At 56.8% G+C, this 24513-nt stretch carries 19 protein-coding genes and 4 pseudogenes; 16 read left to right on the top strand and 7 right to left on the bottom strand.

Annotation, left to right across the window (positions count from 1 at the left end; translation table 11 throughout):
- Window positions 1-51 precede the first annotated feature (51 nt).
- The 13 genes and pseudogenes from Q1A85_RS21850 to Q1A85_RS21910 form a co-directional block, all read left to right on the top strand.
- Window positions 52-945 carry a sugar ABC transporter permease gene (locus Q1A85_RS21850; protein ID WP_299694885.1) on the top strand — a complete coding sequence of 298 codons (894 nt, stop codon included), beginning with the start codon at window positions 52-54 and terminating at the stop codon, window positions 943-945.
- Entirely contained in the window at window positions 945-1826 is an 882-nt protein-coding gene (locus tag Q1A85_RS21855) for a carbohydrate ABC transporter permease (RefSeq protein WP_299694888.1), read from the top strand. Before Q1A85_RS21850 ends, Q1A85_RS21855 begins: the two co-directional genes overlap by 1 nt.
- A gap of 102 nt (window positions 1827-1928) precedes the next feature.
- Complete coding sequence (locus Q1A85_RS21860) at window positions 1929-3179, top strand: ABC transporter substrate-binding protein (protein WP_299694891.1); 1251 nt, start codon at window positions 1929-1931, stop codon at window positions 3177-3179.
- Between the two features lie 56 nt (window positions 3180-3235).
- A complete protein-coding gene (gene ugpC / locus Q1A85_RS21865) occupies window positions 3236-4348 on the top strand; it encodes a sn-glycerol-3-phosphate ABC transporter ATP-binding protein UgpC (protein WP_299694937.1) in 1113 nt (370 codons plus the stop codon).
- Window positions 4348-5832, top strand: a complete 1485-nt coding sequence (locus tag Q1A85_RS21870; protein WP_299694894.1) for a GMC family oxidoreductase — start codon at window positions 4348-4350, stop codon at window positions 5830-5832. The genes ugpC and Q1A85_RS21870 overlap by 1 nt, the downstream gene beginning before the upstream one ends.
- Before the next feature lie 23 nt (window positions 5833-5855).
- The gene (locus tag Q1A85_RS21875; RefSeq protein ID WP_299694897.1) at window positions 5856-7424 is read left to right on the top strand and encodes a GMC family oxidoreductase N-terminal domain-containing protein; all 1569 of its coding nucleotides are present in this window, start codon (window positions 5856-5858) and stop codon (window positions 7422-7424) included.
- Window positions 7421-7729 carry a Dabb family protein gene (locus Q1A85_RS21880; protein ID WP_299694900.1) on the top strand — a complete coding sequence of 103 codons (309 nt, stop codon included), beginning with the start codon at window positions 7421-7423 and terminating at the stop codon, window positions 7727-7729. The genes Q1A85_RS21875 and Q1A85_RS21880 overlap by 4 nt, the downstream gene beginning before the upstream one ends.
- 24 nt (window positions 7730-7753) lie before the next feature.
- Window positions 7754-8758, top strand: coding sequence for a LacI family DNA-binding transcriptional regulator (locus Q1A85_RS21885; RefSeq protein ID WP_299694903.1), 1005 nt, complete (start codon window positions 7754-7756; stop codon window positions 8756-8758).
- Window positions 8759-8774: 16 nt separating this feature from the next.
- Window positions 8775-9941, top strand: a complete 1167-nt coding sequence (locus Q1A85_RS21890) for a Gfo/Idh/MocA family oxidoreductase (RefSeq protein WP_299694906.1) — start codon at window positions 8775-8777, stop codon at window positions 9939-9941.
- Between the two features lie 102 nt (window positions 9942-10043).
- Window positions 10044-12023, top strand: coding sequence for an FAD-binding protein (locus Q1A85_RS21895; protein WP_299694940.1), 1980 nt, complete (start codon window positions 10044-10046; stop codon window positions 12021-12023).
- Window positions 12020-12976, top strand: a complete 957-nt coding sequence (locus Q1A85_RS21900; protein WP_299694909.1) for a sugar kinase — start codon at window positions 12020-12022, stop codon at window positions 12974-12976. Before Q1A85_RS21895 ends, Q1A85_RS21900 begins: the two co-directional genes overlap by 4 nt.
- A pseudogene (gene eda / locus Q1A85_RS21905) lies at window positions 12973-13628 on the top strand (bifunctional 4-hydroxy-2-oxoglutarate aldolase/2-dehydro-3-deoxy-phosphogluconate aldolase). Before Q1A85_RS21900 ends, eda begins: the two are co-directional and overlap by 4 nt.
- Window positions 13629-13999: 371 nt before the next feature.
- Window positions 14000-14551: pseudogene (locus tag Q1A85_RS21910) on the top strand (IS5 family transposase); the annotation flags it as partial.
- A gap of 212 nt (window positions 14552-14763) precedes the next feature.
- Here Q1A85_RS21910 and Q1A85_RS21915 read toward each other — a convergent pair.
- The 7 genes and pseudogenes from Q1A85_RS21915 to Q1A85_RS23030 all read right to left on the bottom strand — a co-directional run.
- Window positions 14764-16068: a ferredoxin reductase family protein gene (locus Q1A85_RS21915; protein ID WP_299694912.1), complete on the bottom strand. Its 1305-nt coding sequence runs from the start codon at window positions 16066-16068 to the stop codon at window positions 14764-14766.
- Window positions 16065-16268 carry a hypothetical protein gene (locus Q1A85_RS21920; protein WP_299694915.1) on the bottom strand — a complete coding sequence of 68 codons (204 nt, stop codon included), beginning with the start codon at window positions 16266-16268 and terminating at the stop codon, window positions 16065-16067. The genes Q1A85_RS21915 and Q1A85_RS21920 overlap by 4 nt, the downstream gene beginning before the upstream one ends.
- A gap of 13 nt (window positions 16269-16281) precedes the next feature.
- Window positions 16282-17406, bottom strand: a complete 1125-nt coding sequence (locus Q1A85_RS21925) for an ABC transporter permease (RefSeq protein ID WP_299694918.1) — start codon at window positions 17404-17406, stop codon at window positions 16282-16284.
- Window positions 17407-20103, bottom strand: coding sequence for a ribosome-associated ATPase/putative transporter RbbA (gene rbbA, locus Q1A85_RS21930; protein WP_299694921.1), 2697 nt, complete (start codon window positions 20101-20103; stop codon window positions 17407-17409).
- Window positions 20100-21095 (bottom strand): HlyD family efflux transporter periplasmic adaptor subunit, encoded by a 996-nt coding sequence (locus tag Q1A85_RS21935; protein WP_299694925.1) that lies wholly within the window; start codon window positions 21093-21095, stop codon window positions 20100-20102. Before Q1A85_RS21935 ends, rbbA begins: the two co-directional genes overlap by 4 nt.
- An 823-nt stretch (window positions 21096-21918) precedes the next feature.
- Window positions 21919-22662 carry a LysR family transcriptional regulator gene (locus Q1A85_RS21940; protein ID WP_299694928.1) on the bottom strand — a complete coding sequence of 248 codons (744 nt, stop codon included), beginning with the start codon at window positions 22660-22662 and terminating at the stop codon, window positions 21919-21921.
- Between the two features lie 9 nt (window positions 22663-22671).
- A pseudogene (locus Q1A85_RS23030) lies at window positions 22672-22836 on the bottom strand (LysR family transcriptional regulator); the annotation flags it as partial.
- Window positions 22837-22930: 94 nt separating this feature from the next.
- Between Q1A85_RS23030 and Q1A85_RS21945 the strand changes: the two are divergent.
- The 3 genes and pseudogenes from Q1A85_RS21945 to Q1A85_RS21955 form a co-directional block, all read left to right on the top strand.
- Window positions 22931-23407 carry a cytochrome c gene (locus Q1A85_RS21945; RefSeq protein ID WP_299694931.1) on the top strand — a complete coding sequence of 159 codons (477 nt, stop codon included), beginning with the start codon at window positions 22931-22933 and terminating at the stop codon, window positions 23405-23407.
- Between the two features lie 6 nt (window positions 23408-23413).
- Complete coding sequence (locus Q1A85_RS21950; RefSeq protein WP_299694934.1) at window positions 23414-24298, top strand: cytochrome c; 885 nt, start codon at window positions 23414-23416, stop codon at window positions 24296-24298.
- 70 nt (window positions 24299-24368) lie between these two features.
- Window positions 24369-24513 (top strand): annotated as a pseudogene (locus Q1A85_RS21955) (IS5/IS1182 family transposase); the annotation flags it as partial.

Genomic DNA, 24513 nt, shown 5'->3' on the forward strand with positions numbered 1-24513 from the left:
GCCCTGCCACGAACAAAATACACTCACCACTCAGCCTAAAGGGGGCGCGTGATGGCACGTACTGCCGACGCGGATTTCAAGACGCGGCTACAAGCCTTGTTGCCAAAGTTGGTGTTGTCACCTTCGCTGGCCCTGGTGCTGGTCTTTGTCTACGGCTTCATCATCTTTTCGGTGTATCTGTCGTTCACCGATAGCCGTTTGTTGCCATCCTTTGGTTGGGTCGGGTGGGAGAATTACTCCAAGCTCTGGCGGCTGAGCCATTGGGAAATATCGCTCACGAACATGGGCATCTTTGCCGCCCTCTATATCACAATCTGCACGGTGCTGGGCCTCAGCCTCGCGATCTTTCTAGACCAGAAAGTGCGAGCCGAGGGCGTGATCCGCACGATCTACCTTTATCCTATGGCCTTGTCGTTCATCGTCACGGGGACTGCGTGGAAGTGGTTTCTTGATCCCGGTATCGGCCTTGAGAATGTGCTTCAAACCTGGGGTTGGACGACCTTTGAATTCGACTGGATCAAGAACCGCGACTTCGCCATCTACACCGTGGTTCTGGCGGCCGTCTGGCAAACCAGTGGGTTTGTCATGGCGATGTTCCTAGCCGGGCTGCGGGGGATCGACAACGAAATCCTGAAGGCCGCGCAGATGGACGGCGCTTCGAACTGGAACCTTTATCGTCGGATCATCATTCCGCAGCTACGGCCAGCATTCCTGTCGGCCTTCGTCATTCTCAGCCACTTGGCTATCAAGACCTTTGACCTCGTGATCGCACTGACTGGCGGCGGGCCCGGCCGGGCGACCGAACTGCCAGCAACATTCATGTATTCCTACACGTTCAGCCGCAACCAAATGGGGATCGGTGCGGCATCGGCCACGATCATGTTGATGACGATTGCCGCGATCATGATCCCTTACCTCTATGCCGAATTGCGGGAGAAGAAGTAATGTCTGCTGCGACCCAAGACACCGCCATTCGCACCGGTCGCGTGACCCGGACGCTGATCTATCTCATTCTGTTGCTTTTCGCGCTGTTTTACATGCTGCCGCTTTACGTGATGGTCGTGAACTCCGTTAAACCGCTGAATGAAATCACCGGCGGCGGCATGATGAACTTGCCGCAGGTCTTTACGCTGGAGCCCTGGGCCAAGGCCTGGTCATCCGCCCAAATCGGGGTCGAGCCGACGGGCTTGCAGCCATACTTCTGGAACTCGATCAAGATGGTCGTGCCTGCTGTTGCGATCTCGACCATACTTGGCGCGCTGAATGGCTATGTTCTGACAAAGTGGCGGTTCAGAGGGGATACGATCCTATTTGGACTGATGCTGTTTGCCTGCTTCATCCCGTTTCAGATCGTTCTCATCCCCATGGCGCGGATGCTGGGCCTGATGGGCTTGGCGGGTACGACTTGGGGACTGGTTCTGGTGCATGTGGTCTACGGTATCGGATTCACCACCCTGTATTTCCGCAACTACTATGCTGTTTTCCCGACCGAATTGATCCGTGCCGCTCAGATCGACGGGGCCGGGTTCTTCCAGATCTTCTGGCGTATCTTGCTGCCCTCATCCGGGCCGATCGCCGTGGTGTCAATTATCTGGCAGTTCACCAACATCTGGAATGACTTCCTGTTCGGTGCCTCTTTTGCCGGGGCGGACAGCCAGCCGATGACAGTGGCTTTGAACAACCTCGTTCAGTCCTCGACCGGCGTGAAGGAATACAACGTCCACTTCGCCGGCGCGATCCTCGCCGCCCTTCCAACCCTTCTCGTTTACATCGTCGCAGGCCGCTACTTCGTCCGCGGTTTGATGGCAGGCTCCGTGAAAGGATGAGTGCCAAGTTGGTCGGGATGCGGCTGCAACCGCTCCCGACCGTGTTGAGATCAACAACCATCGGTCTCGTGAGCCGATCCCAACATGAGAGGAAAATCACAAATGAAGAGAATTGCCAACATAGCTGCACTGACGCTTTGGTTTTCGTCGGCACAGGCGTTCGCAGAAAATAGCGTCGAAGTCATGCATTTCTGGACATCCGGAGGCGAAGCCGCAGCCCTTGGAGTGATCAAGGACAAGGTCACCCTCGCCGGGGTTGACTGGCAAGATGCTCCTGTCGCCGGCGGCGGGGGCGACCAAGCCAAGACCGCGCTTCAGGCTCGAATTGCGGCCGGTAATCCACCAGCAGCAATGCTCATGTTGGGCCAAAACATCGTAGACTGGGCGAACGAAGGGCTCCTGGGCGACGTCAATGCTGTCGCTGAAGCGGAAGGATGGGACAATGTCCTTCCTCAAGCGGTGCAGGGATTTAACAAAATCAACGGCGCGTATGTGGCTGCCCCGACAAACGTGCATCGCACCGACATGATTTGGGCTTCTCGTGCAGCCTTTGAAAAAATTGGTGCAGAATTCCCAACGACTTGGGATGAATTCAATGCACTTGCGCCGCGATTTGTGGAAGCTGGCATCGTGCCGGTCGCTCACGGCGGGCAGGCTTGGCAGGAAGCCTATATGTTTGAAGCCGTGGTTTTGGGCGTCGGCGGTGCGGATTTCTATCGCACGGCATTGGTCGACCTCAACTTGGAGGCGCTCAGATCCGAAACGATGCAATCCGTATTCGCGCAAATGGCAGAAATTCGCGGCATGGTCGACGAAGATTTTTCTGGCCGCGACTGGAACCTAGCCACTGCTATGGTCATCAACGGCGAAGCAGCGATGCAAATCATGGGTGACTGGGCAAAGGGTGAGTTCACGAATGCCGGTCAAACTGCAGGCGAAGACTTTGCCTGCACTCCTGTCCCGAAAACAGGTGATGGAGGGTTTGTTTATCTTGTGAACTCGCTGAGCTTTTTTGCCCAGCCGGACGCGGATGCCGCAAGTGCGCAAGCGACCTTGGCAAGCGCGATTATGGACCCTGAGGTCCAGGTCGCATTCAACCAGGCAAAGGGGGCAATACCTGCGCGGACAGATGCAGATTTTTCGGCCCTTGATGCATGTGCGCAAGCAACTGCTGCGGATTTCTCGGCAAGCGATACCGACGGAACTGCAGTTCCAACTTTCGCGGGAACCCATGCGGCTGGGGCCAGTGTCGTTGGCGCCGCAACCGACGTCATCACCGAGTTCTTCAACACTGACATGACACCTGAAGACGCAGCCGAGCAACTCGCCGAGGCGGTTGAACTGGCTCTGTAACATCACTGGGGTGCGTGTACATCGCGCGCCTCAACAAACGAATTGGAGCGAAGGAAATGGGTTTCCTCGATATCGATCACACAACAAAATCGTACGGAGCTATCGAGGTTCTGCACAATGTAGACATTTCGGTGGAGGAGGGTGAATTCCTCGTCCTTGTCGGTCCTTCGGGCTGTGGAAAGTCAACACTTTTGAACATGATCGCAGGGCTTGAGGACATCACCAGCGGGGAGATCCGCATAAAAGACAAGGTGATGAACGGCGTCCACCCGTCCAAGCGCAACATCGCCATGGTATTCCAGTCCTACGCACTTTACCCAAACATGACCGTTGGCCAGAACATCACCTTCGGGCTCGAAATGCACGGCACGCCCAAACCCGAACGGCAAAAGGCGATGAAGGACGTGGCCGAACTTCTACAGATCGAACAGTTGCTTGATCGCAAGCCCGGAGCGTTGTCAGGGGGGCAGCGTCAGCGTGTCGCCATGGGGCGCGCCTTGGTACGCAACCCAGATGTATTCCTGTTTGATGAACCCTTGTCGAACCTGGATGCAAAGCTGCGCGTTGATATGCGCACCGAGATCAAGAAATTGCACCAGAAGCTGGGCACCACGATCGTCTACGTGACCCATGACCAGATCGAGGCGATGACCCTCTCGACCCGTATTGCAGTCATGTATGGTGGCTATGTTCAGCAATTAGGCACCCCGCAAGAAATTTACGACAGCCCTGCCAACGTCTTTGTAGCCACTTTTATGGGATCACCGGCGATGAATGTCGTGCCTGCCAAGGTCGCGATGGAAGGGGGCAAACCTGTTGCAGTTGTCGCGCTTCACGACGACTCGACCGTATCTTTGCCCTTCAGTCAGAACAACATGGCAGGATGGGACGGTCGAGACATCATGCTTGGCATCCGGCCTGAAACGATCACGGATGAGGACGCAGCTGATCGCAATTCGTCGAATATTGCTCGGATGACAAACCGCATCGTGGTCACTGAACCGGCGGGGTCGGACACCTTTGTCACGATGACACTAGGTGGAAAAGATGTGATTGCGCGAATGCGATCCGATGCAGATGTACGCCCGGGTGCGAATTTCCCGTTCGCCGTAAACATGGAAAAGGCTGTCGCCTTCGATCCCGAAACCGAAATGCGGATCGTCCCCTGATGGATGCAGATGTCATCATCGTTGGATCCGGCATGGGCGGCGCGACCCTGGCTGCTGCGCTGGCCTCCACCGGCCGCAGGATCATGATCCTCGAACGGGGCGGGCATTTGCGTGCCTCGGCGTCGGATCGCGATGCGGGGGCGATTTTTGGCGATGGCGCTTTTCGCCCCGACGAAGCCTGGCTGGATGGGCAAGACCGTTCGTTCAACCCCGGCAACTATTACTATGTCGGCGGAAATTCAAAGTTCTATGGCGCCGCATTGATCCGGTACCGGGCCTCCGATTTTGATGCCGTTCCGCAATCCGGTGGCCAAACGCCCGGATGGCCGATTGGGTATTCGGACCTTGAGGCGGATTATCAGGCCGCAGAAGAGATGTATCAGGTACGCGGGCGACAGGCGGATGATCCGACGGAACCTGCCCATTCAGGGAACTATCCCCATCCTCCCGTCCCCGATGAACCGGATATCGCAGCTTTGCGAGAGCGACTGAAACATGCGGGTCTTCATCCATCACATATTCCGCTTGGCGTTGATCAGGCTGCATGGTTGGCCGCAGGTCTGACGACATGGGATGCCTATCCCAACACCTGTGGCGGCAAGATGGATGCCGAGACCTGTGGCCTTGCTGCGGCGCTGGCCCATGAGAACGTGACGTTGCACACAGGCTGCATTGTCGAGCGCCTTGAATGTAATCAGCGGGGATTTGTGACGGCTGCCGTTCTTGCGAACGGAGAGCGCCTGACGGCGTCGCGGTTTGTCGTGGCGGCAGGGGCGGTGCAGTCCGCTGCGCTCTTGTTGCGGTCAGCCAATGACAATTGCCCCTCAGGGTTGGCAAACCGATCTGATCAAGTTGGACGGAACTTCATGAACCATAATTGTTCCGCTGTGCTGGCCTTGCACCCGATGCGCAAGAACAAAAGTATTTATCAGAAAACGCTGATGCTAAACGATTTTTATCGTGGGTCGAACACCCGTCCACCGCTTGGCAATGTGCAGATGTTGGGCAAGATCACCGGACCCATTCTTGCGGCAACAACGCCGCTGCCGCGATGGCTCGCTCATTGGATCGCAGCCCGTAGTTTTGACTTTTATGCGATGTCCGAGGACCTGCCGAACCCGGGCAGTCGGGTGACGCTCAAGAACGGGCAGATCAAGCTTGATTGGCAACGGTCGAATTGGGATGTTCACCTGCAATTGGTGCAAGAACTAAAGCGTGTCTTAAGACAGGTCGGGTTTCCGATTGTCTTGTCTCAGCCGTTTGACCGACGCACGCCGTCACACCAATGCGGCACGGCACGTATGGGCAACGACCCGGCCTTGAGCGTTGTGGACAGCCACTGCCGAAGCCATGACCACCCGAACCTTTTTATTGTCGACGCGTCGGTCTTGCCGACATCCGCTGCTGTAAACCCGGCGCTGACGATCGCCGCCCTCGCGCTGCGCGCTGGACGCCGCATGACCCAGACGGAATTTGCCGCATGACCGCCCGTGGATATGATTTCATCGTGATCGGCGGAGGCTCTGCCGGATCGGCCATAGCGGCCCGCTTGTCAGAGGATCCCAGTGCCCGTGTCTTGCTTTTGGAAGCGGGCGGCAGTGACCGCCACCCGTTCTTCCATCTGCCCGCGGGGTTTGCAAAAATGACCAAGGGCATTGGGTCTTGGGGGTGGTCGACGACGCCGCAAAAGGCGATGCGGGATAAGGTGTTCACCTATACCCAAGCCAAGGTCATTGGCGGCGGTTCCGCAATCAACGCTCAGATTTATACCCGTGGTGCCGCACAGGATTATGATGGCTGGCGGCAGATGGGCTGCGAGGGTTGGAGCTATGAAGACGTGCTCCCTTACTTCAAGAAGTCCGAGGACAACGACACCCACAACGGTCGATATCATGGCAAGGGTGGGCCGCTTGGTGTCTCAATGCCTGCTGCCCCTTTGCCAATCTGCGATGCTTTTATCGAAGCCGCCGGACAAGTTGGTATTCCGCAAGCGACCGATATGAATGGTGAAAGACAGGACGGTGCCGGTTATTACCAGCTGACCCAAAAAAACGCGCGCAGGTCTTCTGCCGCGATGGCCTTTCTGGGGCAGGCGCGGGGTCGCAAGAATTTGACGATCCAGAAGAAGGCGCAGGTCAATCGAATTGTGGTTGAGAACGGCTGCGCCACAGGTGTCGAGATGGCTGATGGGTCCGTTATCGCGGCGGACCGCGAGGTTATTCTGTCCTCAGGTGCGATCGGGTCACCGCGGCTGCTGCAGCTGTCCGGCATCGGCCCTGCGGACCATCTCGCGGGCCTCGGTATCGACGTGGTCTATGATCAGCCAAACGTTGGTGCGAACCTGCAGGACCATTTGGATCTCTATGCCATTTGCGAGGTCACAGGACCTCATACCTATGATCGCTTCGCTAAATTGCATCTCAGTGCGTTCGCCGCCCTGCAATACATCTTCACCCGTAAGGGGCCTGTGGCCTCCAGCCTCTTTGAGACGGGGGGCTTTTGGTACGCGGATGAAAACGCGGAAACGCCTGACATCCAAATGCATCTGGGGTTGGGGACCGGCATCGAAGCGGGCGTTGTGGCGATGCCGAATGGCGGGGTGACGCTCAACGCGTGCCACCTGCGCCCCCGTTCGCGAGGGACTGTTCGGCTTCAATCGGCCCACCCCAAGGACATGCCTTTGATCGATCCAAACTACCTGTCAGATTCCTATGACCGTGACATGTCGATCCGCGGCTTGAAACTGGTGCAAGAGATCCTCTCTCAGGCAGCGCTAAGCAAATATATCCTGGCCGAGCGTTTGCCCGGACCGGATGTGAAGACGGACGAAGACTATTTCAACTTCATCTGTGTCCATTCAAAGACGTCGCATCACTGCGCTGGCACCTGCCGAATGGGTGCGGATGAGACTGCGGTGCTGAACCCGCGTCTAAAGTTCAATGGAATTGAACGGCTGCGCGTCGCCGATGCGTCGGTCATGCCGACTGTCAACTCATCCAACACGAATGCTCCCTCCATCATGATCGGCGAGAAAGCTGCGGACATGATCAAACAAGACCAAGGAATGTCCCAATGATCCGGCACATAGTCCTCACCAAGTTCAAATCCGAAGTGTCCGAGGAGACCATAAAAGGCATCTATGATGGTTTGGCTGCTGTGGCCGGCAAGCTGCCCGGCGCTGCAAACTTTACCGGCGGGCGGTCCCAAAGCCCTGAACAGATCGAACGTGGCTACATGCACGGCTTTGTCATCGACTTTGACAGCTGGGACGCACTGCTAACCTACGCACACAATGAAGAGCACAAGGCCTTAGGCGGCCAGATTGTGGCAAATGCAGTGGGCGGACTCGACGGTGTTCTGGTTCTCGACCTCGACGTGTAGTTAGGGGCAAAGGAGACCTTACACATGAAAAGCCGCCCCACCATTCTGGACGTCGCCAAACAGGCCGGCGTGTCGAAATCCACCGTCAGCCTTGTTTTGCAAGGCGCGACATCGGTCAAGGATGAGACGCGCAAGTCGGTGCGGCAGGCAATGGCGGAGATCGGCTATGTCTACAACCGGTCTGCGGCGACGTTGCGGTCTTCGTCATCCGGTTTGATCGGGCTTGTGATCAACGACCTGCGCAACCCGTTTTTTACGGAATTCGCGGCCCTCTTTCAGATGGAGCTGGCGCAGGCTGGGTTTGCAACGGTGCTGGCCAACACCGATGAGGACCCAAAATTGCAGGGCCAAATGATCTCGTCGCTCGTGGAACACGGGGTTTCCGGTTTCATCATTTCACCGGCCTATGGGAACGAAGCCGCAACACTCGCGGTTTTGGACGCTGCGAACACACCGACATTGCAAGTCTTTCGAACGCTGGAACGAGACGGCGGTACATTTCCCTTGCTCGCTCCCGATTACCTGACAGGCGGCCGCCTCGCGGCTGAGCATCTGCTGGATCAAGGGTGTAAAAAGATTGCCTTCCTTGGCGGACTGGAAGGACGTCCCGTGACCCGTGAACGTATGGCCGGGTATCTGTCTGTATTGGAAGAACGCGGGCTGGATCCGTTGGTCCTGACCGGACAATCGACACGCGCTTTCGGCAAGAAAATGGCAGCGCACTTGCAGGCGGAGCATCCCGAGGTCGACGGTGTGATATGCTTCAACGACCTTGTTGCGCTTGGCGTCCTTGCCGCCTGTCCCGATCTTGGGATCAAGGCGGGGCCCGAGCTTCGTGTTGTCGGATTTGATGACATCGAAGATGGGCTGGACAGCTACCCGCCGCTGACAACCGTCAGCTGCAATATCCCAGATTTCGCCGCCTCAGCCGCGCGGCAGATCGTGGCGTGGATCAAGGATGGCGTTGCCCCACCGTCCGAGGCCCGTAGTCCTGTGCGGTTGGTTATCCGCGCATCCAGTTGCGATTGAACGAAAGGACAACGAGATGACCGAAGTCAGGGTTGCCGTGCTTGGCGCGTCAGGTTGGATGGGCAAGACCCATACAATGGCCTACCAGAGCTTTCCTCATTTCTTTGGGCCGGAAAACGGCACTGCCCGTGTGGTCGCCCTGGTCGAGGCGAACCCCACGGCGGCCAAGGATCTGGCATTTCGCGCGCCAGATGCAAAGATCCTCGACAATTGGCAGGATGCTGTGAACGACCCAGATGTTGATTTGATCGACATTTGTTTGCCGGACAACATGCATTACGACGTCGCGAAAGCAGCACTGCTTGCTGGTAAGCACGTCTATTGCGAAAAGCCGTTGGCTGACACTGCGCTGCAAGCCCGTGAACTGGCTGATCTTGCCAAGGCAAAGCGGCTGATCACCCGCGTCGGCCATTCGTTCCCGCGCAACCCGATACATGATCGCGCAAAGGAGATCATAGACGCTGGTGAGATTGGTGAGATCAAACTGTTCAAGGCTTGCCAGCACATCGACATCTATGCTGACCCGTTGGCCCCCTACATGTGGCGCGCGGACGGCGACCTCGCGCCGACGGGCATCATTGGTGACACCGGCAGCCATGTGTTCAGCTTTATGGAGTTTCTGGTGGGCAAAGTGTCCTCTTTGATCGCGGACAGCTACATCACCGCGCCAAGACGACCCAGGGTCGACGGGCTGGACTACGGTGACGACCCGCCGCCTATCACAAACGACACCGAATGGGGCGACGTGACAAACCCCGACGGCACCAATATCCTGTGTACGTTTGAAAACGGGGCCAAAGGGCTGATTGATTTCAGCCGCGTGGCCACAGGCCGCAAGTTTATGCAGACCTATGAGATTTACGGCACCAAAGGCAGCTTGGCTTACACCTTTGACGAGGTGAACCGGCTGCGGTTCTACTCGAACGATGATGCCGTCGGACGTCGCGGGTTCCGCGAGATTGACATTGGCCCAGAGCATCCGACCTATGCGGCCTTTCTGCCGCTGCCGAACTTCGCCTTGGGCTACAACGAAAGCAAAATCATCGAGATTGCCGAAGTGATCAAATCCATCACTTCAAACACCCCGATGTGGCCAACCTTTGAGAACGGCCATCACATTTGCCAGATTGTAGATGCGTGTATGGCATCGTCCGACAAGCGTGCTTGGACGGACATCACCTAAAGCCGAGGAGCCGCTGTGTCGCTTTCCGTCCCTCAAGAGATCCTTGATGCGCTGACCGATGTGGTCATGCCGCGATTGAAACCAGAGCCTGAGGTGGCCGAGATGCTCCGTATCGGCGGTTTTGATGTGCCGGTTTATCGGACAGGTGCGCTCGTTATCGGTAGTGGCGCGGCTGGTCTGCGCGCGGCGGTCGAGATGAAACGCCGCGGTGTTTATGTCACGATCATCAGCCAAAGCGCCTGGGGCGGGACGTCAGCCTGTTCCGGTTCTGACAAGCAGACCTTGCACACCGCAAATACCAAAGATCAGGGCGACAACTTTCAGGCGATGGCCGAGGCGATCCGCGCGGGCGGCGCCATGGACGAGGACACCGCCTATATCGAGGCTGTGGGGTCCGTGCGCGCGATGGCGTCCTTGCAATACCTTGGCCTGCCTTTACCACAGGATCATCTTGGCGGCACGTTGCGTTATCAGACTGACCATGATGAAGTTGGGCGTGCGACATCCTGTGGACCACGCACTTCCCGACTGATGGTCAAGGTTTTGGCGGAAGAAGCGATCCGCCTTGATATCCCGTTCTTCAATCACACCACAGCGATCAAAGTCCTAAAAGACGCGCAAGGCGTTACAGGCCTGCTTGCGATCCGTCCTAAGGAAGCGTCCGATGCTAATCCCTACGGCCTAACCCTAAGTGCTTGTTCTGCGATGGTTTTTGCCGCCGGTGGCCCGGGTGAGATGTACCGGGACAGCGTCTTCCCAAATGGCTGTTTCGGCACCCTAGGGCTGGCGTTGGAATCCGGTCTGGAGCTGACCAATATCACCGAAAGTCAGTTTGGCATCGGAACTCGTCGTGAAGGCTTTCCATGGAACCTTTCGGGTACCTATGTGCAGGTGATCCCGCATATCTATTCTGTTGATACCGAGGGCACCGAGCATCATTTCCTCGCCGATTATTATCGCACCACCCAAGAGATGGCGTCGAACATCTTTCGCAAGGGCTACCAATGGCCCTTCCACGCAAGCCGGATGCTCGATTTTCAGTCAAGCCTCGTGGATCTTGCCATTTTCCGAGAAAGCCAGAAGGGCCGTCGCGTCTACATGGATTTCAATCGCAATCCGGTGGCGATTGACGCTCCCTTCAGCCTCGACCGGCTAGACCCGGATGTCGGGGCGTATCTGCGAAATGCAGGTGCGGATCACGCATTGCCCATTGATCGCCTTCGCCACATGAACCCGCTCGCGATTGAGCTCTACAAGCGCTACAAGGTTGATATCACTGCAGATCCCTTGGAATTTGCCGTGAACAACCAGCATATGAACGGGGGCATCGCCGTTGATACTTGGGGACGGACAAATGTCTCGGGCATCTACGCGGTGGGCGAAGCGTCGGGCACACATGGTGTCACCCGCCCTGGTGGTTCGGCCCTCAATGCAGGGCAGGTTTTTGGAACACGTGTCGCAGAGCATATCGGCGCGTCGAGTGTTGCCGCCGCGCCGTCATCGGCCAACATCTCCACCGTGGGAGAGGCAGCCGTTTCTGAGGTAATGCGCCTGCTGACCCGTGAAAGTGGTCAGTCATGGAAGGACATTCGCACAGAAGTGCAAGCCCGGATGAGTGACCATGCGGGCATCTTGTGCACAGCCCATGATGTGACCATGGCCATGGAAGGGGCTCGCACCTTGAACGCGCAAATCCGCGCACATGGTCTTCAGGTCTCGCGCACGGGCGAGGTGGCCCGCGCCATTCAATGGCAGCAGATGGCAGTCGCATCCGAGGCCGTGTTGTCAGCGCTGGATCATTATATCGCGCAGGGTGGTGGAAGTCGGGGTGCCCGAGCGATCTGCGACCCAACAGGGGACTCCTTGCCGCAATCGGTGCATGGGTCGCTGCCCGAGGTGCGGTTCCGCGCGGAACGCGACACCGACAAACAGAGCCAGCTGCGGGTTCGACTGGAGGGAACCTACATGATTGTCACAAAGGTACCAAATCGCCCCTATGACGGCGACCAATCGTTCTTTGAACGCGATTGGCCGGCATGGCTCACTGGTGGAATCTACGACCAAGATACCGCGCCACTATGATCAGCTTTCAGTCAAACAGGACGGTTGCGCTGGGCGAGGCCATGATCGAGATGGCCGAAACGGGCGGCAGCACCTATCGGAAGGACTTTGCAGGCGACACGTTCAATACCGCTTGGCATATGGCGCAGATTCCCGACGTAGAACTGCCCGTGCGTTTCGCCACAAAGGTTGGGACTGACACCCTGTCCACAAAGTTCATCGCGAGTTTGCACGCGGACGGGCTTGATACATCGCATGTCGGTCGTGTCTCGGATCGCATGATGGGCCTTTACATGATTGAGCTCGACGGGGCAGAGCGCAGTTTCCACTATTGGCGTGAGGCTTCTGCCGCACGTCTTTTGGCCGAAGATGAAGATTGCCTGAAACAGTCAGTGCAAGGCGCGGGTCTGATCCACGTCTCAGGTGTAACCCTTGCAATACTGCGGCCCGACGCGCGCGCACGGCTGATCTCAGTGCTGGCGTTTGCGCGAACGCAGGGGGCGCGTGTTTCATTTGACCCAAATGTACGCCCACGGCTGTGGTCGTCTTCCGTTGAGACCTGTGACGCGATTGAGGCTATGCTTTGCGTAACCGACATTGCCTTGCCGAGTTTTGACGACGAAGCAGCACTGTGGGGCGATGGGTCGCCTCATGAGACAATCGAACGGCTTCGTGCGGCGCGCGTTTCGGAAATCGTGGTCAAGAATGGCGCGGCACCCGTGACATTTTGGGATGGTGAACAGGTCGCCGAAGTCCCTTGTAAATCCGTCTCAGGTATCCGTGACACATCCGGGGCAGGGGATGCCTTCAATGCTGGATATCTCGCTGCTCGTCTCGAAGGCCGCGTGCCGGTACATGCGATCGCTAGCGGACAGATTATGTCAGCGGCCGTATTGCAACAATTCGGAGCGCGAATTCCTTCGGGTCAGGTCCCGAGCCTCGAAATTTCTACGCCCCAAATGGAAGACAGATGAGCGTATTCGAGTCCATTGCGCGATACGGAGTTGTCCCTGTCACCACGATTGAAGACGCAACGGACGCGTTGGCATTGGCTGACGTGCTTATCGGCGCAGGACTGCCTGTTGCGGAAATTACGCTTCGAACGGAAGCGGCCATAAGTGCGATTGCGCAAATCGCGAAGTATCGGCCTGAGATGCTTGTCGGAGCAGGAACTGTGTTGAATGAAGAACAGCTGTGTGCGGCGCAGACTGCTGGTGGGGCATTCGCGTTACCTCCGGGCATTGATGTCGCCACTTTGTCAGCTGCGCAAACCCTCGGATTACCTTTTGCCCCGGGGTAATGACACCTTCCGATGTACAGATCGCATTGCGATCAGGTTGCGAAATGGTGAAGTTCTTTCCTGCGACAGCCTCAGGTGGTTTGACGATGCTTAAAGGCGTGGCGGAACCTTTCCGCCATACCGGTCTCAGGTTCAATCCCACCGGTGGCATCACCCTTGATACGATGACGGACTGGCTGAGTTATGGCCCCGTGAATGCGGTCGGTGGGAGTTGGATCGCGAAGTCTCAGGACATTTCCGAGGGAAACTGGGAAGCGATCCACCATCGGGCGAAAACGGCAAGAGCGATGGCTGACCAAATTGCAGCAGATGAAGGTCCGTTTTAAGAACATATCGGGACTTCCTTTGGCTGCTTCTTGTCCAGCACAATGTGATCCTCCTCCACAGAAGTGGTCCTCCGCACTATTTCGCAAAACGGAGGAAACACATATCAAACAAGTGGCTGGAGCCGGAGTGGATTGTTACGAATTTACTGCGGGTTGAGCTTCTGACGGGGCAAACTATGCCACGTCTTCGAGCACAGCCGAGAATGTCTGGCCATTCGTGTGGATCGCCAACTGAGTTTAGGCAATGTCATCTACACCTTGGGTGATCTGTCCGTCCTGCGTGGCATCCTGTCGTGCATTTGTTTGGGGTCATGACCCATTGATTTTTTGTGTATCGGCATGATCCACGGCTCGAAAACCAACTGCTGAATATGTCTGATCTTTTTTGGCTTGCGGACACGCAGATGGCGCGTATTACCCCCTTCTTCCCTACGTCCCATGGCAAGCCTCGCGTCGGTGACAAGCGGGTGTTGTCTGGGACTATATTCAACAATGGCAATGGCTTACGATGGCGCGACGCACCCGTTGCCTACGGTCGTACAAGACGCTTTACAACGGTTGGAAACGGTGGAGCGACAAGGGCATCTTTGCCCAGATGATGGCCGGTCTTGCCGCTGATCACGGTGAGCAGACGATGGTCATGATCGCCCCCACCTATCTGAAGGCACATCACACGGCGACCAGTTGGGACGTCGAAAAAGGGGGGCGTTGACGCCTGATTGGCCTGACCACGGGCGGCATGAATACCAAACTGCACGCCTTTCGCGACAGCCAGGGACGCTCGCTGAACCCGTTCGTGACGACTGGTCAGGTCAGTTGACGGCATCGGTGCAAGGGCGCTTGTCAGCAGCCTGCCAAAGGTGGATTGGCTGCTCGGTACCCGTGGATATGACGCCAACTGGTTCAGAGAAGCGTTGCAAGACAATGGGAAGCGTCACGAAAACACTGAGCGCTTGGGTTTTCGTGCGGCCTACAAGAGACCTTGGCTGATCCTTCTTCCCTTTGATCAAATTTCGCAAAGGCCAGACGCCACTTTCAGCGCAAAGAGAATGCCAGCAAAACCAAGCACAAGCAGGTATTCAGGCCCCAAACCAACAGAGACAACCTGTGTTTCGATTTCATTCGGCGCAATTGATCAATCATAGTCGAACCGTTCTGCGAGGATGTGATTGGACGGCGCACCCCGGCTGAGAAGGTGATCTTCAACCACATCCATCATCTTATTAGGTCCGCATACAACAAAGACCCACTCCGTGAATTCTTCCGAGGTGAATACACTGTCGAGCAGTTCTGGATCGATAAGTCCAGTTTTTCCCTGCCATGTCTTTGGGGGCTCTGACAGGACAAAAGTTACATCCTCGTTGTCGAGTTCATCGCGGTAAGCGATTTGATTGATACTTCTGTTTCCATAAATGACCTTCACACTCCGCGCGTCGCCGGTAAGGCGTAGCTGTCTTAGGATGCTCATCAGAGGCGCAATGCCGATGCCACCTGCGACCAATGCGATGCCGGGCTCTTTGCGATCGTCAACAACCAGAGTTCCATAGGCCGCATCAAGGTATGCGACTGTTCCTGTCTCGATCTGGCCAATTGTCCCAGTGAAGTCGCCAAGCTCCTTTATCATAAAAGAAACCGCCGAGCCGGACGCAGGCGCAGAAGAAATCGAAAACGGGTTTTCATGAAGTGAAAACGGGCCGTGCCCAACATTCAGCCAGGCAAACTGTCCCGCTTTGTAGTCGAGACCCTCGTGGCCGTTTGCTGCGACCGTCAATTCCCATTGCTTCGGAGTCAATTGCGTGACGGTTGTTACGCGCCAGGATCGCCGCTTCTCCAATAGCGGCACCAGCAGATAAACATAGAACAGCGATCCGACAGACACGACTGTCAGTGCCAGCCAAAGCCACGTCATAAGCGTTTGTGATCCATAACGTCCTGCGTAGACCGTGTGGTGCAAAAGAAGCATTGCGATCAAAGCCGCGCCAAGACCATGCATCAAGCGCCACGTTTCGTATTTGTAGTCCAATTGCGTGCGATAGACCGCAAAAAGCACAAGGCTTGGCAGAAGCACGTAGGCTGCCATGCCGGAGGAGAGGTAGGACAAGTCAGTTGTGAGCGACAATTGACGCGTAGGATCCCAAGGGCGCTGCCCGCCTGTCGGGGTACCGCCATACAAAAAAGGGTGCACTAACGCGAAGAGCAACGCCGAACGCGCTATAATTTGGTGGAACCGCATCGTCCGATCCATTCCGATGCTGTTCGAAATGCTTTTGAAACGGCCCGAAAGCAAGAATTCCACGAGAATTATGGAAAAGGCCAGTATCCCAAGACCAGACGCAAGCTCTTGCAGAAACGGGCGCGGTGGACTTCCGAGGCTCCAGGATGCGACCAACGGAAGAAGCACTATGCATAGGTAGGCAATGATCAAAAAACGCGGTTTCACAACGCCACTCTGATGCGCATGTCGCGCTGACGCAAACTGGCTTGCATGTGTGGGCATCTGCCGTGGGTGTAACAAAGTTCAAAGTCGGAGGCCTGCATGAATTTCGGTACGGGTGCTGGAATGGCGTTTGGGCGCAGACCGATATTGGTTTCGGACAGTGCCTGATCGACCTCAAGTCGGTCCACGACGAACCCGGTCATTGAGCTGTTCCTTTTAGTTTTCTTGTGCGACAGACCGCCGGAAAAGCATGATGCTTGTCGTCAAAAGCATTGTGCCCAGTGCAGCCATCCACATGAACTCCGGCCAGACAGTTTCGACCCCGGCGCCCTTGAAGACGATGGCTTGGCTGGCCGCCATATAGTGGCGAGATGGAAGAACAAGGGTGCCGACTTGCAACCAGTCTGGTTGGCTTTCCACGGGGGTTTCCCCGCCTGACAACATCAGCATGGGCAAGACAACCAACATAACCAACAGCGCGAATTGAGCCATTGAACGCGCAAGCGTGGCAAGGAAAACGCCCAGAGCGGTTGCAGTAAACAGAAACAGCGCCGTGCCAATCAGAAACAGGGCCTTTGAACCCGCGATGGTGATCCCAAGGGACCCCTGCATCACGAATGTTAGCGAAAGTGCTGCGGCCACGAGAACAACAGCAGCATTCGCCCAGATCTTTGCAACCGCGATATCAAAGGGCGCGAGCGGCATAGCAAGGAGATGTTCGATTGTGCCATGCTCACGCTCCCGGATCATCGCGGCCCCGGTCAGAATTGTGGTCAGCCACATGATTTGTCCGATTAGCGCGACAATCCCGGCAAAGCGCACTGTGTCGCGGTTTGGATTGAACGCGCTGCGCACAACAAGATCGACCGGGGCCGGATCGACCAGGTCTGCCCCGATGGCAAAGCGTCGGATCTCCGTGCTTAGGATGTTTGTGATATAGCTTGCACCAATGCCTGCCTGTTCCATCGCAGTTGCGTCGATCAGAACCTGGATCTCGGGATTTCGGCGGGCACGCACGTCCTTTTCGAAGCCGGGCGGTATGGCAACGATAAACAGAAAACGCCCCGCGTCCAAATGCTCGGGACCGGACCCCGGTTCTATTTGTACCATGGGTTGAAATTCCGGCGGGAAAAACGCTGCGCTCAGTGCGCGTGAAAGGGGTGAGTTATCCTCGTCTGCAAACGCGATCGACGCGTTATTGACTGAACTCGCGACCCCGGTTGCCTCCATCAGCGGGGCCAGCGTGAACGACCAGACCAGCAGCGCCATCATTACCCAGTCGCGGCGCAAACTGACCATTTCCTTGAGCCCGAGCCAGAATATGCAAGCGAGCCGTTGCATTCATTTCTCCTGCGCGCGCAGGGACAGCGCCGCGAATGCCGTCAGGACGGGCCCAAAACAAGCAAGAGCCAGGATATCCGGGCCAAGCGCCTCCCAACTCAGCCCTTTGGTGAAGGCGCCGACATTCAGGTGCAAAAAATATGAAGAGGGCCAAAGCGATCCGATGGTTTGCGCACCGCCTTCCAGTGTGGAAACAGGCTGCAACAAGCCAGAAAACTGGATCGTCGGCACGACCGACGCAATAGCAGTGGCAAAGGTTGCTGCAACTTGGCTCGACGTCATGGTGGCAATCAAAAGCCCATAGGACGTGGTTGCCCAGACATAGAGAAATGCGCCAACTGCCAACGGGATAGGATTGCCCTTCAGCGGCACTTCGAAAATCCAGACGGTCATGCCAGCCAGAAGCAGGAAATTTGCAAATCCGATGACGATGTAGGGAATCTGCTTGCCAATCAGGAATTCCAGTCGCGTGGTTGGCGTGACGTAGAAATTGGTCACCGAGCCCAACTCGCGCTCCCGCGCGATACTGACCGCGGCCAAAACCGCCGGAAGCATAATTAGCAGAATCGCTGGCATTGCCGGAGCCATCGCTGCGATGCTCTCGAAGCTCTGATTGTATCGGAAACGCGGTTCGATTCGAGCAACGTCTGCCTGACGCACTCCGCTTTCGCGCGCTATCTCCTCGAGGAATCTCAGATGCAGGCCGGCAACGTACCCCTCGACCGTTTCCCCTTTGAAGGGGATCGCACCGTCGACGGTTGCCAGCACTGCGGTATGTTCGCCTGCACGTAATTTGCGCCCGAAATCGGGTGGCAGCTCAACAATCAGAGAGACGTCGCCAGCCTTCAACCGGCTGCGGCCCTCTGCGGGATTTGCCAGCGGCGGCGTCGGGCTAAAGTATCGCGAGCCGGAAATCTCGCTGATAAAGGTCCGGCTTTCAGGGCTTTGCGACAGATCGAGAACGGCGAAGTCCAAATCCTCGATGTCCAGCGTAATGCCATAGCAGAAAACCAGCATCAGCAGAGCCGATCCAAGGAAAGCAAAGCCGAGACGTATGCGGTCGCGGAGCACTTCCACAGCCTCACGACGCGTGTAGGCCAACGCGCGGCCGATGCTGGTGCCGGATCTTGCGCCTGGCTCCTCGACCGCAATGCCCGGCGCGCTGACCGGAGTGGGTGGATCAGCGGCCTCCAAAATCGAGATGAATGCGTCCTCGAGGGTGCCAGCGCCTTCAGTTGCCATCAAAGCGGCAGGGGTATCCTCAGCCAGAACGCGACCGGAATGCATGAACGAGACCCGGTCGCAACGCTCCGCTTCGGCCATGAAGTGCGTCGAGACAAAAATTGTCACGCCCTCGGTGCGTGACAATTCGACGAGCAATGCCCAGAAGGCATCGCGCGCTTCGGGGTCTACGCCTGACGTCGGCTCGTCCAAAATCAAGACACGCGGGCGATGGATCACAGCAACGGCAAGCGACAAGCGTTGCTTGATGCCGAGCGGCAGGTCCGACGCCAGCGCGTCGCGATGCACGTTCAATCCAAACCATTCCATCAGTTCGTCAATCCGTGCTTTTTGATCTTCTATGGCAAAAATGCGAGCGTGAAGCTGGAGGTTTTGTCGAACGGTTAATTCGCCATAAAGCGAAAACGCTTGGCTCATGTATCCGATGTCGCGGCGCAGCTCGCGATTGCGTGCATCAACAGGTTTTCCGAACAGTGAAGCCTCTCCTGCGCTGATTGGAAGAAGGCCAGTGAGCATTTTCATCGTTGTTGACTTGCCGCACCCGTTGGATCCAAGAAAGCCAAAAATCTCGCCCCGGCGGATCGAAAAATCGACACTGTCAACCGCCGTGAAATCGCCAAAGCGGCGCGTGAGGCCATGGGCGGTAATCACGGCATCCCCGTCGACCTGTCGCATCGGCGTAGGACCTGTTTCTGATGGCTGTTTATCGTGGGTCCGCAGCGCCCTGTAGGCCGTTTCTACGTCTGCGGCCTCTCCTTTGAATTCCACAGGGCTGCCCTCAAAGAGGATGCGCCCTCCATCCATTGCAATGATCCGGTCAAACCGTGCGGCTTCCTCCATATATGCCGTTGAAACCAGAACCGAGAGATCGGGCGAGATGTAACGGATCGCGTCGATCAGTGACCAGAACTGCCGACGCGACAGCGGGTCGACCCCTGTGGTGGGCTCGTCCAGTACCAAAAGCTTTGGATCGTGGATCAGTGCGCAGCACAGCCCCAACTTCTGCTTCATACCGCCCGAGAGTTTGCCCATGAGCCGATCCGAAAACGGTGCAAGGCCCGTTGCTGACAAAAGAGCGGCGATCCTGACATCGCGTTCCTGCGCCGTCTGACCAAACAGGCGCGAGAAGAATTCAAGGTTTTCGCGTACCGACAGTTCGGCGTAAAGGTTGCGGCCCAATCCTTGCGGCATGAAGGCAATGGCCGGACACACCTTGCGCCGATGCGTCGGATCGTTGATTGGCCCGCCAAGAACGCTCATCGTCCCCGATTGAAGCCTCTTGGCACCCGTGATCAGACTCAGGAGCGTAGATTTCCCAACACCATCTGGCCCGATAAACCCCATGAGTTGGCCGGCAGGCAGTTCAAGCGAGACCGCGTCTAACGCGATTTGTTTGCGGTAGCGATGCGTGACGTTCGCAATGCGGATTGGGGTTCCATTCACGGGCTCGATCATTCGAAAAGCTCTTGCGGAATACGCCTCTCCAATGCATCGGACCATGTTGCATCAGGAAGGAGCCGGATGACCGAATAACCACGCAAGCCGGTTTTGACATGCTCTATCCGGCCGGCGACCAGATCGGCGGGGATGCGCACGCGCACGCGAAACATCAGTTGTTCGCGTTCGCTGAGTGTTTCAACTTGTTTTGGTGTGAATTGCGCCTCGGGTGAGACGAAACTGACATTTGCGGGTATCGCGAAATCTGGCAATGCATCCAGAACGATGCGTGCCTCAGACCCGATCGGCAAGAGCCCTGCCTCACGTGCGGGCAGGAACACCTCCATGTAGACGTTTTCAAGGCTGAGAAGGGTCAGGATCGGCTCACCGGCACCAACGACTTCGCCCGGTTCTGCCAGTCGGTAGAGGATCCGGCCCTGCATCGGTGCAACAAGCGTGCTGTCCTCGAGTTGCGAGGCAATCCGGCGTTCATCGGCCTCTGCTGCGGTAATCTGGCTGTCGGCTGTCGCGACCCGTGCCGTGGCAGCGCCCAGCACGGCGGACGCCACTTGATGTGCCGTTTCACGGTCTTCAAAGATTGCCTCAGATATATTTTGACCAGCCAATAATGCCCTCGCGCGCCCCAGTTCCTGTTTTGCGCGACGTTCTTCGCTCTGGCGCTGCAAAACCACGGCTTCCGCTTCCGCCTTGCCCTGGCGCGCTAGCGCGACTTCCGCTTTTGCCCGGTCGAGTGCGGCCGCCAGTTCGTCCGTATCCATTTCGACAAGGACGTCCCCCGTGTTGACGAGGCTGCCTTCCGCGACCATGACCCGGGCAACACGTCCAGCAAGCGTTGGAGCGATTTCAACCTGCTCCGCCTCGAGCCGCCCATTTCCCTGGACGAAACCCTCTGGCAGGTCTTTAACGTTATCAGTGGCAAAGAAGTAAGCAGCTCCTCCGCCAATCAAGAGCACCACCACAGCCAGAATAGCGCCAACTGGTTTATCCATGACCCAATGTCCTTAAATCGACGATCGGGTTTCACCATGTTGTGATTCCAGGGAGGGAAACTTGCGCTATGTCAAAACGGCGCTGATCTGTCGGGTATGCGAGTTGGACGACGATTGGCTGGTATGCCAATTGCTTTTTCGACTGTTTGCGGCTGCATAGACCAGTAAACTCCCAACGCTGGTCTGAATGGCCTTTCATTCGCGGGCCGTGTCGCCCTGAAGCGCTCTTCGTCAATCGTATCGGCAGACCTTGCTGTATCGTTCTGAGAGTTGACAAGGCGCCGGGCCGGATCGCTTGGTATTTTCTTCAACCACTTCATTGTACGAATGCAGCGTTTGTAGGTGTGGCTTCAGAGCAGCCGTAAGCCGATAGACGGTTCAAAGGTTGCCAATAAAGGCAATGTTTCCAAACTGCTAACAAACTGATGTTTCTGAATATTTCCCAGCGTTCTTCGAGTTCAACACGGTGCATCCAGTACTTGAACAGGCTATGCTGGTGTGGATTAATATTAATCTAAACCAATGACTTATACTGTGTACCCGCGGTAATTCTGTTTGACGCTTGGAACGTGTGGTCGCGGGAGCTACCAGCGAAGCAGGCGGCTGTCGCAAACACCGGCGTCCAAGTTACGACTACGCGGGCAGACAACCCACAAAAGTGTTTAGCGCAGCAATTTGAGAGGTAACGCGCAGAATATTTTCAGTATCATTCCAGCAACTCAGAGTGGACGGGTTGCGTCCAATCAAAGATATTCACCACTGCCGAGGAATGCTGCGATTGCAGCCCGCTTTCCTTTCGGACGACGTAAACGCAAATCGACGGTTAGCTGATTTTTGGTCGCTTGGCATCAGGCAGCGTGGGGTAGGTGGGCTCGCTGTTATGCAATAGTGACACACCGAGAAACTCATCCGATCTCTTTGCCAGTTCATCTAGCAAGAGATTGCGCACAGCGCGGATGCGCGGCACGTCTGCCATATCCGGATGGCAAGCCACCCAAATCCCCACTGACATGTCAGGCATACCATTTTCGATTTTGTTCAGTCGGGGATCTGCGTCGCCGAGGACGCATGGAAGAATAGACTTTCCAACTCCGGCGGCCACCATCTCTCGCAATGTGAGAAAGCTGTCCGCCTTTGAGACAAAGTCTTTCTCCCTCACTTTCTCAATCAGCCACTGGGCTGGCTTTGAGCGGGCAATCGCACCACGCATCCCAAGCCACGGCAGGTTCCGGTCGCCGTAAACGGCAAAACCCAACTTTGCGCCCATTGAACCCACGAGCCCATCCTGTAGGTCGATCGCAGGTTTTACGGCAAGGTCTGCATCGAGCCGCCCGAGATCGAGATGTGTGTTGGAGCAAATCAGTTCGAACCGGAGGTCGCTTGCTTTTTGGGCCAAGCCGGAGAGCATCTTGGGCAGCAATCCGTGGCAAAGCGTATCGGTGGACGTGACACGAACGGTTCCGCGCAGCGGCGCCTGCGCGCCTTCGATCAACCGCTCAAGTGAATACACCGCAGCCTCGACCTCGCGTGCGGCGTCCACCACCTTTTGCCGATCCGCCGGGATCACGTAGCCTTGTGGTGTGCGGTCAAAGATTTCGCCCCCATGGCGGGTTTCAAAGGCGGAAATGCGGCGCAGGACCGTTGCGTGGTTGACCCCCAACTTCCGTGCCGCAGCCGACACCGATCCGTTCTCAGCGACCGCGAGCAAAAAGCGCAGATCGTCCCAATTCTCCCTGTGCATTTTCTAACGGCGTCCTTGCAATAATGGCAACTGTTCATTGATTTTCACACAGGTAGGCTAGACCCACCAACGCTATTTTCAGGGAGGCATGACAATGCTCATAAAGAAGGGCGTGATTTTGGGACTCGTAGGGGCGGTTGTCGCCGGAACGATCGCAATTGCGGGCGGACACAGTGGCAATCCTGCCGTCAAGGCCCGCAAAGCGCACATGCAACTCTATGCGCACAACCTCGGCATTCTGGGCAGTATGGCAAAAGGTGAGGCGGAGTATGATGCGGACCAGGCCGTGGCTGCCGCAGACAATCTGGTGGCGCTGGCCACGATGAAGCAGATGTCCTACTGGCCTGCAGGCACATCGACCGAGGATCTGGGTGAAGAGACCCGCACGTTGCCGGTCGCCTGGGATCCCGCCAATTGGGACGACTTGATGGCCAAGTCTGCGGCACTGGCAGATTCCGCTGCGGCGATGCAGACAGCTGCCGGATCGCTCGAAGGCGTTCAAGCCAGCATTGGCGCTCTGGGTGGCGCGTGCGGTGCCTGCCACAAGGTATACCGCCAGCCCATGAACTAGGTGCGATTGGCGCTGAAATCCTTCGCCGCCCTTGTGATCACCGGGGCGGTGGTCTTCTGGTGGATCACCCGACCAATCACCTCAGACGAGTCGGTGTTGGCCGGACTCCAGCCTAATCTTGCACAGGGGGCGCTGGTGTTTCACGCGGGGGGGTGCGCGTCTTGTCATGCCGCGCAAGGCGCGGAAGACGACGCACGGCTTGTGATGGCAGGAGGGCGTGCCTTTCCCAGCGAATTCGGAACGTTCTACGCCCCGAACATTTCGCCGGACCCGGATCATGGCATCGGCGGGTGGTCTGCCATCAATCTGTACAACGCGATGCATCATGGTGTTTCGCCTGAGGGTCGACATTACTTCCCGGCATTTCCCTACACATCCTACGTCCGTGCCACGCCAGGGGACATTGTCTCGCTGTATGCGTTTGTGATGACGTTGCCGGCGACCAAAACGGCAAGCAAACCCCACGACGTCGGTTTTCCATTTTCGATCCGGCGCAATCTTGGTGGCTGGAAATGGTTATTCCATGACCCGGAATGGGTTTTGGACGGCGACCTGTCGGAGGAAGAACTCAGGGGGCGCTATCTCGCCGAAGCTTTGGGGCATTGCGGCGAATGCCACACGCCGCGCAACGCCTTGGGCGGGCCTGATCGCGCGCGCTGGATGGCTGGCGCGCCCAACCCGACCGGCACCGGAAACGTCCCCAATATCACGCCGGCGAAGTTCGATTGGTCAGTGAGCGACACCGTCGAGTATTTCACGTCTGGCTTTACACCAGAATACGACACTGCAGGCGGTCACATGGCGGATGTAATCGAAAACCTGGCGCAGTTGCCCGTCGAGGACCGCCGTGCAATCGCGATGTACCTCAAACGCATCTTGCCAGTCGAGTGACACTAGGGTCATGACCCATTGATTTTCTGTGTATCGGCATGATCCACGGCTCGAAAACCAATTGCTGAATATGTCTGATCTTTTTTGGCTTGCGGACGCGCAGATGGCGCGTCTTACCCCCTTCTTCCCTACGTCCCATGGCAAGCCTCGCGTCGGTGACAAGCGGGTGTTGTCTGGGACTATATTCAACAATGGCAATGGCTTACGATGGCGCG

It is taken from the genome of uncultured Tateyamaria sp. (assembly GCF_947503385.1).
Classification (GTDB): domain Bacteria; phylum Pseudomonadota; class Alphaproteobacteria; order Rhodobacterales; family Rhodobacteraceae; genus Tateyamaria.